The 16321-nt window shown below is 43.6% G+C and carries 18 protein-coding genes; 4 read left to right on the forward strand and 14 right to left on the reverse strand.

The window, feature by feature from the left end; translation table 11 throughout:
* The first annotated feature begins 536 nt into the window (after window positions 1-536).
* The 4 genes from AACW75_RS20740 (at window position 537) to AACW75_RS20755 (ending at window position 4960) form a co-directional block, all read left to right on the forward strand.
* On the forward strand, window positions 537-1085 hold the full coding sequence (locus AACW75_RS20740) for a sigma-70 family RNA polymerase sigma factor (RefSeq protein ID WP_029224857.1): 549 nt from the start codon (window positions 537-539) through the stop codon (window positions 1083-1085).
* Complete coding sequence (locus AACW75_RS20745) at window positions 1078-1806, forward strand: DUF3379 domain-containing protein (protein WP_145570343.1); 729 nt, start codon at window positions 1078-1080, stop codon at window positions 1804-1806. The genes AACW75_RS20740 and AACW75_RS20745 overlap by 8 nt, the downstream gene beginning before the upstream one ends.
* 297 nt (window positions 1807-2103) lie before the next feature.
* Complete coding sequence (locus AACW75_RS20750; protein WP_145570341.1) at window positions 2104-3342, forward strand: outer membrane protein transport protein; 1239 nt, start codon at window positions 2104-2106, stop codon at window positions 3340-3342.
* A gap of 295 nt (window positions 3343-3637) precedes the next feature.
* On the forward strand, window positions 3638-4960 hold the full coding sequence (locus AACW75_RS20755) for an outer membrane protein transport protein (RefSeq protein WP_145570339.1): 1323 nt from the start codon (window positions 3638-3640) through the stop codon (window positions 4958-4960).
* A 94-nt stretch (window positions 4961-5054) separates the two neighbouring features.
* Here AACW75_RS20755 and AACW75_RS20760 read toward each other — a convergent pair whose 3' ends face one another.
* The 14 genes from AACW75_RS20760 to AACW75_RS20825 form a co-directional block, all read right to left on the reverse strand.
* Entirely contained in the window at window positions 5055-5843 is a 789-nt protein-coding gene (locus AACW75_RS20760) for an MlaA family lipoprotein (protein WP_145570337.1), read from the reverse strand.
* Between the two features lie 124 nt (window positions 5844-5967).
* Window positions 5968-7188: a c-type cytochrome biogenesis protein CcmI gene (gene ccmI, locus AACW75_RS20765; RefSeq protein WP_145570335.1), complete on the reverse strand. Its 1221-nt coding sequence runs from the start codon at window positions 7186-7188 to the stop codon at window positions 5968-5970.
* Window positions 7188-7676 (reverse strand): cytochrome c-type biogenesis protein, encoded by a 489-nt coding sequence (locus AACW75_RS20770; RefSeq protein ID WP_145570333.1) that lies wholly within the window; start codon window positions 7674-7676, stop codon window positions 7188-7190. The genes ccmI and AACW75_RS20770 overlap by 1 nt, the downstream gene beginning before the upstream one ends.
* Window positions 7673-8224, reverse strand: coding sequence for a DsbE family thiol:disulfide interchange protein (locus AACW75_RS20775; RefSeq protein WP_135457949.1), 552 nt, complete (start codon window positions 8222-8224; stop codon window positions 7673-7675). The genes AACW75_RS20770 and AACW75_RS20775 overlap by 4 nt, the downstream gene beginning before the upstream one ends.
* 5 nt (window positions 8225-8229) lie before the next feature.
* Complete coding sequence (locus AACW75_RS20780) at window positions 8230-10200, reverse strand: heme lyase CcmF/NrfE family subunit (RefSeq protein ID WP_135457947.1); 1971 nt, start codon at window positions 10198-10200, stop codon at window positions 8230-8232.
* Window positions 10197-10679 carry a cytochrome c maturation protein CcmE gene (ccmE, locus tag AACW75_RS20785; protein WP_017073619.1) on the reverse strand — a complete coding sequence of 161 codons (483 nt, stop codon included), beginning with the start codon at window positions 10677-10679 and terminating at the stop codon, window positions 10197-10199. Before ccmE ends, AACW75_RS20780 begins: the two co-directional genes overlap by 4 nt.
* Window positions 10676-10882: a heme exporter protein CcmD gene (gene ccmD, locus AACW75_RS20790; protein ID WP_017073620.1), complete on the reverse strand. Its 207-nt coding sequence runs from the start codon at window positions 10880-10882 to the stop codon at window positions 10676-10678. The genes ccmE and ccmD overlap by 4 nt, the downstream gene beginning before the upstream one ends.
* 14 nt (window positions 10883-10896) lie before the next feature.
* Complete coding sequence (locus tag AACW75_RS20795) at window positions 10897-11637, reverse strand: heme ABC transporter permease (RefSeq protein ID WP_017073621.1); 741 nt, start codon at window positions 11635-11637, stop codon at window positions 10897-10899.
* 148 nt (window positions 11638-11785) lie between these two features.
* Window positions 11786-12454, reverse strand: coding sequence for a heme exporter protein CcmB (gene ccmB / locus AACW75_RS20800; RefSeq protein WP_004736228.1), 669 nt, complete (start codon window positions 12452-12454; stop codon window positions 11786-11788).
* A 1-nt stretch (window position 12455) separates the two neighbouring features.
* Window positions 12456-13073: a cytochrome c biogenesis heme-transporting ATPase CcmA gene (gene ccmA, locus AACW75_RS20805; RefSeq protein WP_102553583.1), complete on the reverse strand. Its 618-nt coding sequence runs from the start codon at window positions 13071-13073 to the stop codon at window positions 12456-12458.
* A 280-nt stretch (window positions 13074-13353) separates the two neighbouring features.
* On the reverse strand, window positions 13354-13866 hold the full coding sequence (locus AACW75_RS20810; protein ID WP_135457945.1) for a DUF2802 domain-containing protein: 513 nt from the start codon (window positions 13864-13866) through the stop codon (window positions 13354-13356).
* Window positions 13866-14360 carry a chemotaxis protein CheW gene (locus AACW75_RS20815; RefSeq protein WP_017073624.1) on the reverse strand — a complete coding sequence of 165 codons (495 nt, stop codon included), beginning with the start codon at window positions 14358-14360 and terminating at the stop codon, window positions 13866-13868. Before AACW75_RS20815 ends, AACW75_RS20810 begins: the two co-directional genes overlap by 1 nt.
* 54 nt (window positions 14361-14414) lie before the next feature.
* Complete coding sequence (locus AACW75_RS20820) at window positions 14415-15545, reverse strand: chemotaxis protein CheW (protein WP_237297506.1); 1131 nt, start codon at window positions 15543-15545, stop codon at window positions 14415-14417.
* Window positions 15532-16314 (reverse strand): ParA family protein, encoded by a 783-nt coding sequence (locus tag AACW75_RS20825; RefSeq protein WP_017073186.1) that lies wholly within the window; start codon window positions 16312-16314, stop codon window positions 15532-15534. Before AACW75_RS20825 ends, AACW75_RS20820 begins: the two co-directional genes overlap by 14 nt.
* Window positions 16315-16321 lie beyond the last annotated feature (7 nt).

Genomic DNA, 16321 nt, shown 5'->3' on the forward strand with positions numbered 1-16321 from the left:
CCTGAAGCATTGTAAAGAAGTTGTTAATAAAATCAAACGAGCGTTTAAATAAACGTGATACGAGTATCTCACTGTTTGAAAATTTAACTGCACCTTCAGGCGAACCTTTTGGGGGGAAAGGTTGTCCTAAGAGACTAAACTATTATGAGTAGGCGCTGTTATTGCAGTGTGTGAGGATTGTTTTCTTGAGGCAAAAAAAAACCACACAAAGCTGTGTGGTCGGAATGTATATAAAGCAATTAACTTAACGCCAATTGAAATAATCAGTTTCCTGATTAGGAGAAAGTAAAGTCAGCCTTCAAAAGGAAGTGTCGTCTTGCTCAACATGCTAGCCACGAATGACTAACTAGACGACAAGGTGTACTATAGCTTGTTCGAAGCCTTAGATTTTGAAGTAGATCAATTTTCATTGTGATTTTACGATTTCCTGCAAATCGGTAGCTCTAAAAACGAAACACAATATAAAAACAAAGCACAACGTATAGAAGACAGCTATACACAGAGCAATTATGGAGGCTCGTGTGTCGATAATAAAAATGTTTGGAAAGAAAACTGCCAAGCGTCCGGTCAACTCTGATATGGACAAACAAAGAAAATACGAAGCACTCGTGCGTGCTTATCATCGTGACCTCTTTCGCTACGCTTATTGGTTATGCAAAGACAAAACCATTGCCGAAGACTTAGTGCAAGAAACTTGCCTTCGTGCATGGAAGTCATTAGATAGCCTTCAAGATGAAAAAGCCGCTAAGTCTTGGCTTATTACTATCTTGAGGCGCGAGAACGCACGTCGCTTTGAACGCAAACAGTTTGATCTGGTTGATATCGACGATCATGGTAATGATGCTAGTGTCAGTGATGACCCGCACCATCAACATTTGTGGTTGCAAGCTCAGATCATGAAACTTGAAGTCGATTACCGTGAACCACTCTTTCTACAAGTCATTGGTGGATTTAGTGGTGAAGAGATTGCGGATATCCTCAATCTCAACAAAAACACAGTAATGACACGTTTATTCAGAGCTCGAAATCAGTTGAAAGAGATGCTGGATACAGAAGAGGCAGAGAGGGGGCAACATAATGGATGATTTAGAATTTCGTCGTCGTGTTTTGTCGGAACCTAAACAACGAACACCAGATATTATCGATGCTGTAGCAAGCAGTGAAGCCAATAGTCACTTCTTAGACGATGTACTATCGCTTGATAAGCAGATCCATTCAGCAATGAATGTTGATGTACCAGACGATCTTGCTGATCGCATTCTGTTCAATCAAACATCGAGCGAAGAAAGTAAAGTTATAAGACCTACTTTTGCTCGACGAGCAATGGCGATGGCCGCTTCAGTTGCGTTCGTTGCAGGCTTATTGGTTGGACAGGTTAATTGGGGAAACGCACTGGTTGCTCCAGCTCAAGCAAGTTTGGTCGATACCGCGATGAAACATGTTGTTGATGAGAAAAGTTTTGTTAGTTCAATCGACGAACAAGTTACATCACAACAGATCAACGCAAAAATGAATCCATTTGCTTACCAGTTTGATGAAGCATTCCCTTATCATGTGTATTACCTAAACCATTGCGGTTTTGGTAAGTCCAACGCAATGCACATGGTTTTCCAAGGTGAAAAAGGCAAAGTAACGCTATTTTTAACTGGGATTCCGACAGACAAACCTGTCGACTTTGACGAAGAAGGCATGTCTGGTTCGGTAACACCAATCGATAACAGCAGCCTGATCCTTGTAGGTGAAGATGGCGAGGACGTTTCTAAGATCGCCGAAAAGCTAACCAAAATGATCAAACCGATGAGCTAACAAGCCTCTAAAGCCCCGTAATTAAAGGCCCAGCAATTATACTCTTGATATTGTTGGGCTTTACTTATCAATTTCCCATAAAATCATTCATCACACCAATACCTCTAGAGTTAAAACTCTAAAAAACAGCATTTCACACCATTTTCGTGCCAGATAGGCGTCATTTCCATAATTTTACCCTCAAAATTTCCAATGGTCGGATTTGTATATCGTATACTTGCGAATAGGATCAGCCACCATTGAGCAATTGCTCAAATTAATCGCCCTGTAGAGGCGGATATATAAAGGAATAAATGAATGACTACCAACAACACGCGTCTGTTTAAAAAGTCTCTTTTAGCAGTAACCATTACACTGGCGTCTTCGCAAGCGATGGCAGCAGGTTTCCAACTTAACGCACAATCAGCAACCGGCATCGGCCGTGCTTTCGCTGGTGATGCAGTAATCGCAGATAACGCGTCAGTAATGGCACGTAACCCTGCAGCAATGGCACTATTTGATAAAACTGAGCTATCTCTTGGTTTTGAAAGCATCACTTCTATGATTGAAGTAAACGACGTTAATTACGTTGGTGGTGCAGTTCCAGTAGGTGATACAGATGATGTAGGTGATACGTCAATCGCTCCAAACATCCACCTTATCGTTCCAGTAAATGATAAATTTGCGTGGGGTGTGAATGCTTACTCAAACTTCGGTACTAAAACAGAATTCGATGACAGCTACCCTGCGGCTGAATACGGCGGCTTAACTGATGTTAAAAGTATTAACTTCGGTCTAGCGGGTTCATACCGACTAAATAACCAATGGAGCTTCGGTGCTGGCTTAGATCTTATCTATGGTCAAGGTACAATGAAACGTACCTCTGGTGTAGGCATGCAAGCAGGTAACGTACCTCTAGGAACTCCTTTATTAAATGTAGACGAAGCCGATGGCTGGGCGGTAGGCTTTAACGTTGGTACCGTTTATGAGTTAGATGAAAACAACCGTTTTGGTTTATCTTACCGTTACAGCCCGGAAATCACAGCTAAAGACGATAAGGGCCAAGAGATTACTCTTCCTCTACCGGACATTGCTGAATTCTCTGGTTACCACAAAATCGAAGACACTAAATTTGCAGTCCACTACTCAGTACAATGGATCGGCTGGGGTGACTTCGATCAAATCGAATTCGATAAACTATCTCAAGGCGCTATCCAAGGTACTTACAATAAAGAGTATCAATGGCAAGACGGGTGGCACTATGCGATTGGTGGTACTTACTACCTAAATGACACTTGGACACTACGTACCGGTTACATGTACGACACAAGCGCACAAGATGAACTAACTTCAATCTCTGTACCTGATTCTGATCGTCAATGGTTCTCAGCTGGTTTCACTTACCACATCGATACAGCATCTAATGTAGACTTTGGCTTTACCTACCTACTAGGTGATGATGTAGATGTTAAGGAAACCTCTTCAGGAACTCCGCTTACAGCAACTACACATGCTGATGCAATCCTACTAGGTCTACAATACAGCCGTAGCTTCTAATATAAGCTTCAGTTATAAAAATTTAAGGGTCGCATTGCGGCCCTTTTCTTTGCCCAAAATTAATCAAAACTAAACATTTAGGCTTACAGGTGTACTCCACAGAGGTCATATGACGCTACAGGTGTACGCTCAAATTCCGCAACATGCCCGAAACATTCAGTTCATCTATCTAGAAAATAGACATATTTAATAATTAAATCGCTAAAACACTGTTTTATTCGAATTTCATTTTTAAAGTAATGACTCTAAAAGTAGAATCACGCCACTAAATACTTATGATTCAGCGAACATAATAATGAAAATGAATAAGACTCTTCTATCTGCTGCAGTGGCAGTTGGACTACTTTCGACTTCTACCGTGACTCACGCGGCAGGTTTTCAACTAGCAGAATACTCAGCAACAGGCCTAGGTCGTGCGTACGCTGGTGAAGCAGCAATGGCAGACGGTGCTGATGCTCAATGGCGTAACCCTGCAATGCTGACTTACCTAGAAGGTACTCAAGTTTCTATTGGTGGTATCTACGTCAACCCTAACATTGATGTAAAAGGCGAAGTAAACCACGCTCACCCTGCAATAGGTACAAGCCAAGCGTCTTCAAATGATTTCGCAGATGACGCTATTATCCCTAACCTTTACATTTCTCACCGTTACAACGAAAAATTCGCTATTGGTTTTGCGTTTGGTACGAACTACGGCATGGAAACCAATTTAGGTGACGACTTCAACGCATCTCATTTCGGTAACGAAGCAAGCGTAATCACTAAAGAAGCTAACCTAAACTTTGCTTACCAAATTGTTGAGCAAGTTAGCATTGGTGGTGGCATTCGTTACGTTATGGGTGAAGGTAGCTTTGGCGCGACAGCACCAGCAAAAAACGCAGTCGCACTAGACTCAAATAAAATGCCAATCTCCGTTCCTGCTGGTACTACATTGAAATATATGGAAGGCGATGATACAGCTTGGGGTTGGCAAGTAGGTACAGCGTGGCAGATCAACGAAGACCACCGCATCGGTTTTGCCTACAAGTCTGAGGTTGAACTGAAATTAGAAGGTCACGCAGAAGGCATTGGCTTTGGCATGACACCAAGTCAACGTGACAACGGCTATATGATGTTAGCACTTCCTGCAACAGCAGAACTTGCAAGTTTCCATCAACTAACAAAAGCATTGGCAGTTCACGCTAGTTTCAACTGGACTGATTGGAGCTCTTTCGAGAAGCTTCAAGCAGAGCTGAACACATATGGCAGCCATACAGTTAAAGTTGAAAACTGGGAAGATAACTACCGCCTTGCTTTAGGTGCAACTTACCAAGTTGACCCAAAACTAGCACTACGTACTGGTGTGGCTTACGATACTTCTGCAGTTAGCGATAAAAACCGTACTATCACTATTCCAGAAACTGACCGCACATGGTTAAGTGTTGGTGCTGGTTACCAATGGTCTGAACAGCTTTCATTGGATGCTGGCTTTACTTACATCATTGCTAAAGATGCTCCGATCACAGAATCTCGTGGTTACGCATCTGACGATGCAGCCGAAGCTGTTGGCGGTCAATTTATCGGCACAACGACTGGTAATGTTTGGCTAGTAGGTATCCAAGCTAACTACCGTTTCTAATCAGTTTACTGAATCAAAGTAATAAACATTAAAAAGGCTCGATGTTCTTATCAACATCGAGCCTTTCTTTTATCTACTGTTCCACGTATCTTTTTTAATACTCTTCTTCTAGATAGCCATCAATGAAATCTTCTTCTTCAAGGTCAACTTCTTCAGGTTCTATTTCGGCTTTAAAGTCACGACGTTGAATGTAGACCTCACGAGTCAGAGCATACGGATCCGGAGAGTCATCCAACAAGGCTTCTTGTGATACTAACTGAGCACGTGTCTCCATACCTTCAAATGCCCACTTACCTAAGCTAGCCCAGAAGTTCAACAGGGACAAAGGAACATACAAGCTGTCTACTTGCTCTGTCACCTCACGAGTCGTAATAGGTCCATAACCCGGAACCATGAAGTAAGGTCCATTCCCTACTCCATAATGGCCAATCGCATCAGAAAACGATTTATCATCATACTTGGTGATCCCGGCTTCACTCGCAATATCAATCAAGCCCAAAAGACCAAATGTTGAGTTAATCCAAAAGCGGTTGAAATGATCGAGCGCTTTATTCCCATTGCCCATAAACAGGTTATTCACCATGCTTGCTGGTTCATCTAAGTTGGCTAGAAAATTGGAGATACCAGAGCGAACAGGTACAGGGGTGTAGTCAACATAAGCGAGGGAAACAGGTCGAACTAAATAAGGGTCTAAATACTCGTAGTTGATATCCCATATCGCTCGGTTGAACCCTTCGAAAGGATCATTGGGGTGGGACTCTTCGACGTATTCAGAGGTTTCGAGGTTCTCATCGCTATTACTATCTTCTGGTGCGCTAGAGCAACCCACCGTTAAGCTTGCGATAAATAATAAACTCGAGAGTCTTAAAACACTGATAGACATATCACCTTTTCCATAAGGAATTCATATAATAAAAAAGGCCAGCAATCGCTGGCCTCAATTGTTTGCGTAAGTCTATACCGTTTATCGCAAAATCGGAATAGCTAACACCTATGCAAAGTGATGATTAATATTGCTTATTGATGTTAATGGTCACTGGAGCACCCAGTTCAACCACTTCACTTTCACCGTACCAGTCACCATCGCGAGTTGAAACGTTACCATCTGTATCAAGCCTAGCTCTAACCATCAGAGTTTCAAGGCTAGACAACTTCGATCCTTCCATCATGCTGTTACCGTCATCGAGTACAACCGTTCGTGGGAAAGAACCTAATGGGTAACGAGCGGCAGCGATAGGCATTGGCGAACCATCAGCGCTGTGTACTGAAACAACCAACACAGACTTAGGATCAGCGTTCACATCAGCGGCCAATTCAAGCGTTACTGCAACACTCTTGCCTTGGTCAACACCCATGGTGTCGCCCATTTTCTTCTGAGCACTTTCAATACTGCGTGACAACATTTCGTAACGACTGTCTTGTGGACCAATCATCTGTTGCATGATGCTCCAGTACTTAACAGCACCAGGGTAATCTTGACGCTCAAACGAATCGAACGCTAGCAGCGAGAATACTCGAAGGTCTACATAGTCATTTTGAATCAAGCGGCTCAAAATCAGACGCGCTTGGTTTTGGTCTGCTTCATCAGGTGAAAGCATTAATGCTTGAGCAAAGCCTAACTGAACATCTTCATTCTTGGGCTCAAGCTTGTAAGCTCTTTCCATAGAATCTTTCGCTGTTTCAGCATCACGGTTTGCTAACGCAATACGACCAAGCAACAACCAACCTGTTGAATCTTTTGGCTGATAATGAAGGCGAGTACGAAGCGCCAGAGTCAAATCTTCAAGTTCATCATCCGTTAACGCACCGCCTTCTGATGACATTAACTTTTTAGACAACTCAGGAAGGTTTGAACTCACTTCTTGCCAATGTTGAACCTTCTCTAATGCACCGAATTGAAAGTACATACCATAAGTCACAACAAGAACCAGAATCACAGAAGGAACGACAACACCCAGCGTAGAGATTTGTGTCTTCTTGATTTTTTCTTGTGTTGGAACATCATCAAGTAGCGACTGTTTTAGGTCAGCGATCAGTTCTTGCTGGTTATCAACAAGGCCTTCTTCCGCTTCTACTTCTAATTCAACTAAGCGATCTTTATAGAAGGCTTTATTCAACTCATCGCGAAGCACTTCATCGTTGTTTTCCTTCTTGTTCAAAAAAGGCAGAACAATCAATAAAACTGCCGCTAATGAAAGGACAACTGTAGAAATCCAAAATAGAGTCATTACTTCTTATCTCCGTCGTTCTCTTCGTCAAGCAACGCTTTTAAGCGAGCTTCTTTGTCTGCATCCCAGTCTTTATCTGACTCTACTGCTTTCGACTTTGACTTTCTGCTTCGTAAAATGATCAAACCGAATCCAAACACAACTACCGAAAATGGGCCAACCCAAAGGATCGATGTCGCTAAGGTCAGTGGCGGGTTGTACGTTACAAAGTTACCGTAACGAGCAATCATGTAATCAATAATTTCTTGCTCAGACTTGCCATCTTTTGTCATCTCATACACTTTTTGACGCAAGTCGACCGCAAGCTCTGCGTTCGAATCACCAATCGTGTTGTTCTGACATTTTGGGCAACGAAGCGTATTGCTCAAGTCTTTAAATTGTTGCTCTTGGTCAACCGTATCAAATTCATGAAATTCGATAGGAGCTGCCAAAACAGTCGCAGAAATGGCGAACGTGGCGAACAGCGTTATCAATGCCTTTTTAATCATTTCGCCTCCTCCAACAACTCTTGATACATCGGCTCAAGCTTCGATGCCCAGTTAGTTGGGTTCACGTCGCCCACATGGCGGTAACGAACTACGCCGTTAGCATCAATTAGGAAAGTCTCAGGAGCGCCATATACGCCAAGGTCGAGACCTAACATACCGTTGCCATCGAATAAACTGATCAGGTAAGGGTTACCCAGCTCATTTAACCAACCTACCGCTTTATTACGGTCATCTTTGTAGTTAAGACCAATGATCTTAACGCCTTGATCAGCAAGCTTGTTCAGATAAGAGTGCTCTGCATAACAAGTAGGACACCAAGTAGCCCACACGTTAAGGAGCAATGGCTCACCTTTGAAAATCGCTTGATCATGAAACTTACCGGGTTGCTCTAAGTCTTCTAAACCAAACTCAGGAACCTGTTTACCGATCAATACTGATTCAAGCTTAGTCGGGTCATCACCCGACTGATTGCGCATCAACTGAGTTGCAAAGATTCCAGCAAGAACCAGGAACGCGATCAATGGAATGAATAAAATCTTTTTGTTCATTCGAGTTAAGCCTCCTGCTCTTGAGCCGATTTTTTCGTTGGCTTACGGAAACGGTAACGACGGTCACTGATGGCAATAACACCACCGATCGACATGATCAAAGAACCAGCCCAGATCCAACGTACAAATGGTTTGTAGTAAATACGTACAGCCCAAGATTTGTTGTCGTCTAAGCGCTCGCCCATTGCGATGTATAAGTCACGTGTTACGCCGCGGTCAATCGCAGCTTCAGTCATCATGGACTTGGCAGTCGTATAGAAACGTTTTTCAGCATGAAGCGTGTTGATGTATTTGCCTTCTTTTGTAATTTCAAAGTCAGCAATATAACCATCGTAGTTAGGGCCGTCTTTGTCACGAACGCCTGTGAACAAGAAGCTGTACTCTTCAAGCTGGTAGCTCTCTCCAGGTGCCAAACGAACATCACGTTCAATGCTGTAGTTTTGCACCATCGCGATACCAATTACGGTGACGGCTAAACCTATGTGACCACAGATCATCGCCCAATGGCTACGAGGCAGTTTAGTTAGGCCTTTCATGAAGGTATGACGGTGAGTTGCACGCTCATGCAGCTCAAAGCCGTGCATGAAGAAGATCCAGAACGCCATTACCCAACCGGTATAAGCCGTACCGCTGAAGCGGTCAGCCAGCAGGGTCACCATTAGCGCGCTTAAACCTAACGAGAAAATACCCGAAACCAACATTGGCTTAATAAGCTTAGACAGGTTGTCACGCTTCCAACGGATAAGTGGACCGATACCCAATAGGAACGAGAACGGAATCATTAACCAGAAGAACAACATGTCAAAGAATGGTGCACCGATAGAAACCGAACCCAGACCTAACTGTTTGTGAACTAATGGTAATAACGTACCGACTAACACAACCACTAACGCCGCAATCAACAATACGTTGTTGCCAAGTAGTGCGTTTTCACGAGAAACCAAATCAAAATTACCGCGAACACGAACCGATGCGCCTTTAACAGCAAACAACAGCAGTGAGCCACCAATAACGAAGACTAGGAAACCTAGAATAAACATACCGCGAGCTGGATCTGATGCGAACGCGTGAACCGAAACCAAGATGCCCGAACGAACTAGGAACGTACCTAGTAAGCTTAATGAGAACGCAGAAATCGCAAGTAAAACGGTCCAAGCTTTAAACGTGCCGCGCTTTTCTGTTACCGCAAGCGAGTGCATTAACGCAGTACCAGCCAACCAAGGCATGAATGAAGCGTTTTCTACTGGATCCCAGAACCACCAGCCACCCCAGCCAAGTTCGTAGTAAGCCCACCATGAACCTAGTGCGATACCTACTGTTAGGAATAACCAAGCCGCGATTGTCCAAGGACGAGACCAACGAGCCCATGCCGTATCTAAACGACCACTCATTAGAGAAGCAATAGCAAAAGAGAACGCTACCGAGAAACCTACATAACCCATGTAAAGCATTGGCGGGTGAATAATCAAACCCGGATCTTGCAATAGTGGGTTCAAGTCACGGCCATCGACAGGGAAGAAAGGCAGTGTACGTAAGAATGGGTTAGACGTTACGATAATGAACAGCAAGAAGCCGACAGTAATCAAACCCATAATCGCAAGTACGCGAGCAACCGACTCTTGAGGCATACCACGGCTAAACGTCGCAACAGCAACCGTCCAACCCGCTTGGATTAGAACCCAAAGTAGTAAAGAGCCTTCGTGCGCACCCCAAACCGCTGTTATACGGTAGTACCAAGGAAGTTGGCTGTTTGAGTTACTTGCAACGTATTGAATCGTAAAATCATTGGTGTAGAACGCGTAACACAAGATGAAAAACGAAATCGCTAGGAATCCGAACATACCCCATGACAACGGTCGAGCACTGTTCATCAATAACGTGTTATTTCGAGCGGCCCCATACAGTGGGAGCACACTCAATAGCAGTCCCAGCCCTAAGGACAGGATCATGGCAAAGTGGCCGATCTCGGCTATCATTGAGCACTTCCTTCTTTTTGTTCTGTCGAGTACTGCATTGGCTCATGGGTCTTCTTCATTGCTTCAGCAACTTCAGAAGGCATGTACTCTTCATCGTGTTTCGCTAATACTTCGAACGCTTCAATTGTTGTCGCATCTTTTAGAACGCCTTGAGCAACAATACCTTGTCCTTCACGGAAAAGATCAGGAAGAATGCCATCGTATAAAATCGTTACTTTAGGACCAACATCTTTCAAATCAAAGCTTACACGTAGTGATTCGTTGTCACGGCTTACAGAACCGACTACAACCATGCCACCAATACGCAAGCGCTGGCCAACTTCAGGTTTTTTACCGTCTTTACCATTAACAAGCTCAGTTGGTGTGTAGAACAGATCCATGTTCTGGTTAAGTGCGTAAACCATCAATCCAACAGTTGCACTGATACCAAAAAAGATCGCTAAGATAATACCTAGCCTCTTTTTACGTCTTGGGTTCATAGAGTGTTCTCCATATTTTTTGCTGCATCGATACGAGCTTGACGATCAATCTTAGCTTGTACTTCACTGAGTAATTGCTTACCACGACGAACGCTTACGACTAATAAGACGATCATCGCGAAGAATGTGATTCCAAATGCACTCCATACATATGAGGCGTAGCCCCCCATAGCAAAGAAATCACTTAAAGATTCAAAATACATAATTACCTACCCTACTACGCTTTTTCGGCCGCAAGCTTGCGAACCCATGGACGGTGACTTTCTTTACTGATGATTTCATTTCTAAAACGAACCATAGTCACAGCACCAAAGAAAAAGGCGAAGCCGAAGATGTTGAGAAGAAGCGGCCATAGCATGTCACTAGATATAGAAGGCTGATCAAACTTAGTGATCGTCGCGCCTTGGTGAAGTGTGTTCCACCACTCTACTGAAAAGTGAATAATAGGTAGGTTGATTACGCCTACGATAGCCAGAATTCCAGCCGCTTTTGCTGCTGTTTTTTGGTCATCAAACGCGTGGTGTAAGGCAATCACACCCAAGTATAGGAATAGAAGAATAAGCTCTGAGGTCAATCGTGCATCCCAAACCCACCAAGCACCCCACATTGGCTTCCCCCAAACAGCACCCGTTAACAGTGCGATGAAGGTAAATACAGCACCGATCGGCGCCATAGCCAATGCCGCCATGTCAGATAGCCTTACCTGCCATACTAAGCCGATAAAGGCAGCAATCGCCATAGACATGTACACGCCCATAGACCAAATTGCAGAAGGGACATGGATGTAGATGATTCGAAAGCTATCACCTTGTTGGTAATCTGAAGGCGCAAATGCTAACCCCCAAACCGTACCGGCGGATAAACACAATAGCGCTAGGATCGAGAACCATGGCAGAAATTTACCAGCAAGCTGATAGGATGTTTCTGCTTTGGCGTAGGGATGGAGCCATTTCCACATGTTGTAATCTCACTCTTACTTCATATTGCTTACAGCTATTAAAGCTATAATTATAATAATTTATTTTGTCTTGCTTTCAGTTTTGCTGACTCTATGAGTCCGGTCGAGGCTTTTGGTTCACATTAGCTATACGATAACCGTATCGTTATCAGTTCACACTAACTCTAAGTGCGGCACTGATCGCAAAAGGCGTTAGAGTCATCGCACCCATCAACATCGCACCAAGAACCGCTAATTGACCGTTATACGCAACACCTAGTGCTGCCGCATCAATCGCTGATGTAGCAAAAATAAGAATTGGGATATACAACGGCAAAATAAGTAAGCTTAAAAGCACACCGCCTTTCTGAAGCCCTACCGTTAGAGCAACACCAATCGCACCGATAAAGCTCAATGCTGGCGTACCAACCAACAACGTTAAGACAACCGATAACCAAGTATCGAAATCCAAAGAAAGCAGCACAGCCAATAACGGACTGATCAAAATTAATGGTAACCCGGTCAATAACCAGTGTGCTATGACCTTGGACAAGACTACCAACTGCAACGGGATGGGCATCAGCATCATCTGCTCGAGAGCTCCATCTTGAAAATCATCTCGGAAGAGGCGCTCTAGAGAGAGCAACGCAGAAAGTAAAGCGGCCACCCAAACAATACCCGCGGCAATGCGTGCAAGTAGATTTGGCTCAGGGCCAATACTTAAAGGAAAAAGGGTAATTACAATGATAAAAAACCACAAAGGGTTAAAAATATCCGCTTGGCGTCTAAACGCAATCAGCAGTTCACGTCGAATGATCGTGGTCATTGAAGAGATCATATTAATCACCCAACTTAATTTTTCTTAGTTTAGGGCTATCAGCAAACATGTCTTGGTGTGTGGTTAACAACACAATACCGCCGTTATCTGCATGCTGAGAAAAAAGAGACTCCAAAACTTTGACACCCTGCTTATCTATAGCTGTTAGCGGCTCGTCTAAAATCCACAACATTTGCTTACTCAACCACAGTCGTGCTAATGCCACTCGGCGCTGTTGACCCGCTGAAAGTTGACCGGCGGGCACATCTTCTCTTCCAGCAAGACCTACTTGAGCCAAAGCTTGATAAAGCTCTTCTTTAGTTGTGCCGTCACTATGAATCGACTGGTAAAAACTCAGATTCTCATAAGCACTGAGCTCGCGTTTAACGCCAGTTTGATGCCCAAGAAAAAGGAGATTTTGATGATAAACATCTCGACTCGATTCAATAGAATCGCCATCCCAAGAAATAGTGCCTTCATCACGGTCGCCTAACCCTGTAATAATCCTAAGGAGTGTCGTTTTCCCGGTACCGTTTCGACCTTCAACTTGAACCAATTCACCCGGTTTCAATTGAAAAGATAACGATTCAAACAGAACCCTGTCGTCACGAATAGCAGTTAAATTTGAGACTTCTAGCATAGGTAAATTTAGTCGAGTAATGAAAGGGCTATAGTAGCACACCAATATGGTGACAAAACAGGACTAGGCGTTTTCGATAGAACAAACTCCGTAAGAAACTGTTACCACCGCATCACAATTTACACATTTTTATCCCAATAGAAGATATCCTCATAGATACAGTCACTTATAAACATCGTTCTATAAATAAAATGACAGGTATAAAAAAAGAAGCCGAGGCTTCTTTTTAAGAGTTGTGCACAATAAACATAAAGTGCCTAATACGCTTTCAGCGCTCAATTTAACGACGTCGAGGAGGGTCTCTGCGATCACGAGAGGCTGTTGGCTGTTCATCAAACGATGAAGGATTACTTGTTAGCGAAGGAATTTTTTCCTTACCAGCAAGCTTATTCTGCAAAGACATCATTAGCTCGGCTTCAGCTTTAGGCAATTCACATTCTTCGATCAATTCGTTAATCCCAGCGCCAAGTTGAACCATTTTCGTTGCTCGTGTGTACAAGCGTCCGTCGGTATCAACATGCTCTAGCTCAACAATACGTTCATTCAAGTGTTTTATCAGATCTTGCTGTTCAGTCACTTTTTGGCCAAGGCCAATTACTACAGAGCGAACCTCAAGTAATTGCTTACTCGATTTTTGAAGCTCTTTGTCCAAATTTCGAACTTGCAGGCGTGACTGATCGAGCTGCTTTTGAATCGCACTTTTTACTTTGCTAATCAAAACAACAATGAATAACGTAAAAACCCCGACTCCAACGAGTAGAGCAACAGGGCTTATAGGGAGCGCTTCAAACATTACAGATGAGCCATCTCATCCCATTCGTCTTCGCTTAGTAGTTTGTTTAAATCTACTAAAATAAGCAGCTTGCCTTCACGGTTACTTACACCTTGGATGAACTTAGCACTTTCATCAGTACCCACACTTGGAGTTGTGTCGATCTCAGAAGAACGTAGGTAAACCACCTCAGCAACGCTATCCACTAGAATACCGATAACTTGACGCTCAGATTCAATAACGATGATACGAGTGTTATCCGTGATTTCACCTTGCATCAAACCAAAGCGAGAACGAGTGTCGATAACGGTAACAACGTTACCACGTAGGTTGATAATACCTAGAACGTAGTCTGGAGCACCCGGTACTGGAGCAATCTCGCTATAACGCAGAACTTCACGAACCTGCATTACGTTAATGCCGTAAGTTTCTTCTTCCAGTTGGAATGTCACCCATTGAAGTACTTCATCATTCGTTTGATCTTTTCTTACTTCAATTTCACTCATATGAGACATAGATAATCCTCTTGCCGTCGTTACCGACCACTATTATTAACTTGATGCTTATTACTAGCTTAATGCTTTTACATCTAGCCCTGCATTTAGCATGGCGATTAATGCTTCAACATGGATCAAAGCACACATTTTTTCTTTTACCATACCGGCGAGCCATGGGCGTTTCCCTGCCATTTCTCGCCAACGTACTTTATCTGTATTAAGTAGCTCGGTGCCTTTTAACTCGGTGCCCGCAAGGCCCCACAAGCTTTCTCCAAGCATGACTATATATTGATAGTTTTCTTTGTATTCGTCACCCGATAGTTTCTCAGACATCACCCACTTTGCGGTATCGACCACATCTAATTGGCTATCACGGTTGGTTTGCAAACCCAAATACCAAGCAGGCTTACCAATAATGTGACTTAACTCTTCAAGTCGATGGATACCACCTAGCTCATCAAGTGGCACCGCAAAAGTCACACCGTTCACATCAAAATACAAGACTTGAAAATCTTTTGTTCGAGCCGTACTTTCCCACGAGGTGAACTGGTCAGCGCCTCCGGCTTGAGTTTCCGGCTCGATAGCACTCTCGATGTCAGGATCTTGAGCGTCCATTTCAGGATCTTCAACCTCTGTATCAGGATGTTCGGCTTTCGCTTCTATTTGTTCAGTTTCTACCAATTCATCCTGAGCTTGCGGCAATTCTACTTGAGGCTTTGCAGTAATGGATAAATCCGGTTCTGGAAGATTCCAATCTTGAATTTCAGGTTCCGCAGATACTTGAACTGTTTCGACAGCGGCATCGAACATTTGCATGTCTGCTTGCTGCGCAATTTTCTGCGTATTTTGATCCATCAATTCATCGAGGTTCAGATCATCAACAACATTGGTCGCCTCTAAACGGCTCAGTAGCTTCTGAACATCCTCAAGGTTTGGAACCTCAAACTCAGCCGCGCGTATTTCTGCGTAGCTTGAGTAATTTGTAGTAATTTGTGGCTCTGGCTCTGGCTCTGGCTCTGGCTCTGGCTCTGGCTCTGGCTCTGGCTCTGGCTCTTCAGATTGTGGTTCGTCGCTAGGCTCGTCAACAAAAAACTCATCAGATTCAAAGTTTTCATCGCCTAATAGCGCAGTAAAGTAGTCATCCAGTGCTTGTTCACTTGATAGACTTGGTCGCTCCACTGTTAATTCTTTATTCGCGCTCATTTATCGCCAACCTCTCGAGATAAATAAGCAGCTGTTTATAAGCAAATACACCACGGCTACCCGATGCAAAATGAGATGCTGGTAAGCGTTTTAAGCTCGCATCTCTAAATTTGGTATCAATAGGAACAGCAGATGTCCAAACTTGGTTCGGATAGTCATCTTTAAGCTGAGTTAATGTTTGCAGCGATGCTTTGGTTCGCTTGTCGTACATCGTAGGGACAATCGTCACTTTAAACGGTGTTTTGCGTGACTTTTGCATGATAGCCAAAGTGCGGATCATGCGCTCTAAGCCTTTCATAGCCAAGAACTCAGTCTGTACTGGAATCAAAATACGATCGCTGCCAGCCAATGCGTTGACCATCATCACACCAAGAATTGGAGGACAATCGATAAGCACATAATCGTAGTCATTTTTTAAAGCAGCCAAAGCTCGCTTTAAGATCAAACCCATGCCGCTGCGATTACCCATGACACGGTCTAATGTCGCCAATGACATGTGTGCAGGAATAATATCGATACCTTCGACTTCCGTTTGCAAAATCAAAGGTCTTACCGTCTGAGCAGTAAACTCTCGCAGTTGAAAAAGATCAAACAGACTTGACTCCACGTTATCTGAGTCGTAACCCAGATACGTGGTTAGTGATGCATGTGGGTCAGTATCAACCAACAACACTCGGTGCCCTTTCAAAGCAAGTAGCCCTGCCAAGGTCACGGTCGTGGTTGTTTTACCAACACCACCTTTTTGGTTTGCAACACTCCAAACAATCATTTCGATT

Origin of the sequence: Vibrio sp. L3-7 (assembly GCF_963898195.1) — a bacterium.
Lineage (GTDB): Bacteria > Pseudomonadota > Gammaproteobacteria > Enterobacterales > Vibrionaceae > Vibrio > Vibrio echinoideorum.

Coding starts and splice junctions, on each gene's coding strand:
- AACW75_RS20740 (WP_029224857.1), top strand. CDS start 537: ATGTTTGGAAAGAAAACTGCCAAGCGTCCGGTCAACTCTGATATGGAC.
- AACW75_RS20820 (WP_237297506.1), bottom strand. CDS start 15,545: ATGAGCGCGAATAAAGAATTAACAGTGGAGCGACCAAGTCTATCAAGT.
- AACW75_RS20825 (WP_017073186.1), bottom strand. CDS start 16,314: ATGATTGTTTGGAGTGTTGCAAACCAAAAAGGTGGTGTTGGTAAAACA.
- ccmE (WP_017073619.1), bottom strand. CDS start 10,679: ATGAACCCAAGACGTAAAAAGAGGCTAGGTATTATCTTAGCGATCTTT.
- AACW75_RS20760 (WP_145570337.1), bottom strand. CDS start 5,843: ATGTCTATCAGTGTTTTAAGACTCTCGAGTTTATTATTTATCGCAAGC.
- AACW75_RS20795 (WP_017073621.1), bottom strand. CDS start 11,637: ATGTGGAAATGGCTCCATCCCTACGCCAAAGCAGAAACATCCTATCAG.
- ccmA (WP_102553583.1), bottom strand. CDS start 13,073: ATGCTAGAAGTCTCAAATTTAACTGCTATTCGTGACGACAGGGTTCTG.
- AACW75_RS20745 (WP_145570343.1), top strand. CDS start 1,078: ATGGATGATTTAGAATTTCGTCGTCGTGTTTTGTCGGAACCTAAACAA.
- ccmD (WP_017073620.1), bottom strand. CDS start 10,882: ATGTATTTTGAATCTTTAAGTGATTTCTTTGCTATGGGGGGCTACGCC.
- AACW75_RS20815 (WP_017073624.1), bottom strand. CDS start 14,360: ATGTCTCATATGAGTGAAATTGAAGTAAGAAAAGATCAAACGAATGAT.
- AACW75_RS20780 (WP_135457947.1), bottom strand. CDS start 10,200: ATGATAGCCGAGATCGGCCACTTTGCCATGATCCTGTCCTTAGGGCTG.
- AACW75_RS20810 (WP_135457945.1), bottom strand. CDS start 13,866: ATGTTTGAAGCGCTCCCTATAAGCCCTGTTGCTCTACTCGTTGGAGTC.
- AACW75_RS20750 (WP_145570341.1), top strand. CDS start 2,104: ATGACTACCAACAACACGCGTCTGTTTAAAAAGTCTCTTTTAGCAGTA.
- ccmI (WP_145570335.1), bottom strand. CDS start 7,188: ATGACTCTATTTTGGATTTCTACAGTTGTCCTTTCATTAGCGGCAGTT.
- ccmB (WP_004736228.1), bottom strand. CDS start 12,454: ATGATCTCTTCAATGACCACGATCATTCGACGTGAACTGCTGATTGCG.
- AACW75_RS20755 (WP_145570339.1), top strand. CDS start 3,638: ATGAAAATGAATAAGACTCTTCTATCTGCTGCAGTGGCAGTTGGACTA.
- AACW75_RS20770 (WP_145570333.1), bottom strand. CDS start 7,676: ATGATTAAAAAGGCATTGATAACGCTGTTCGCCACGTTCGCCATTTCT.
- AACW75_RS20775 (WP_135457949.1), bottom strand. CDS start 8,224: ATGAACAAAAAGATTTTATTCATTCCATTGATCGCGTTCCTGGTTCTT.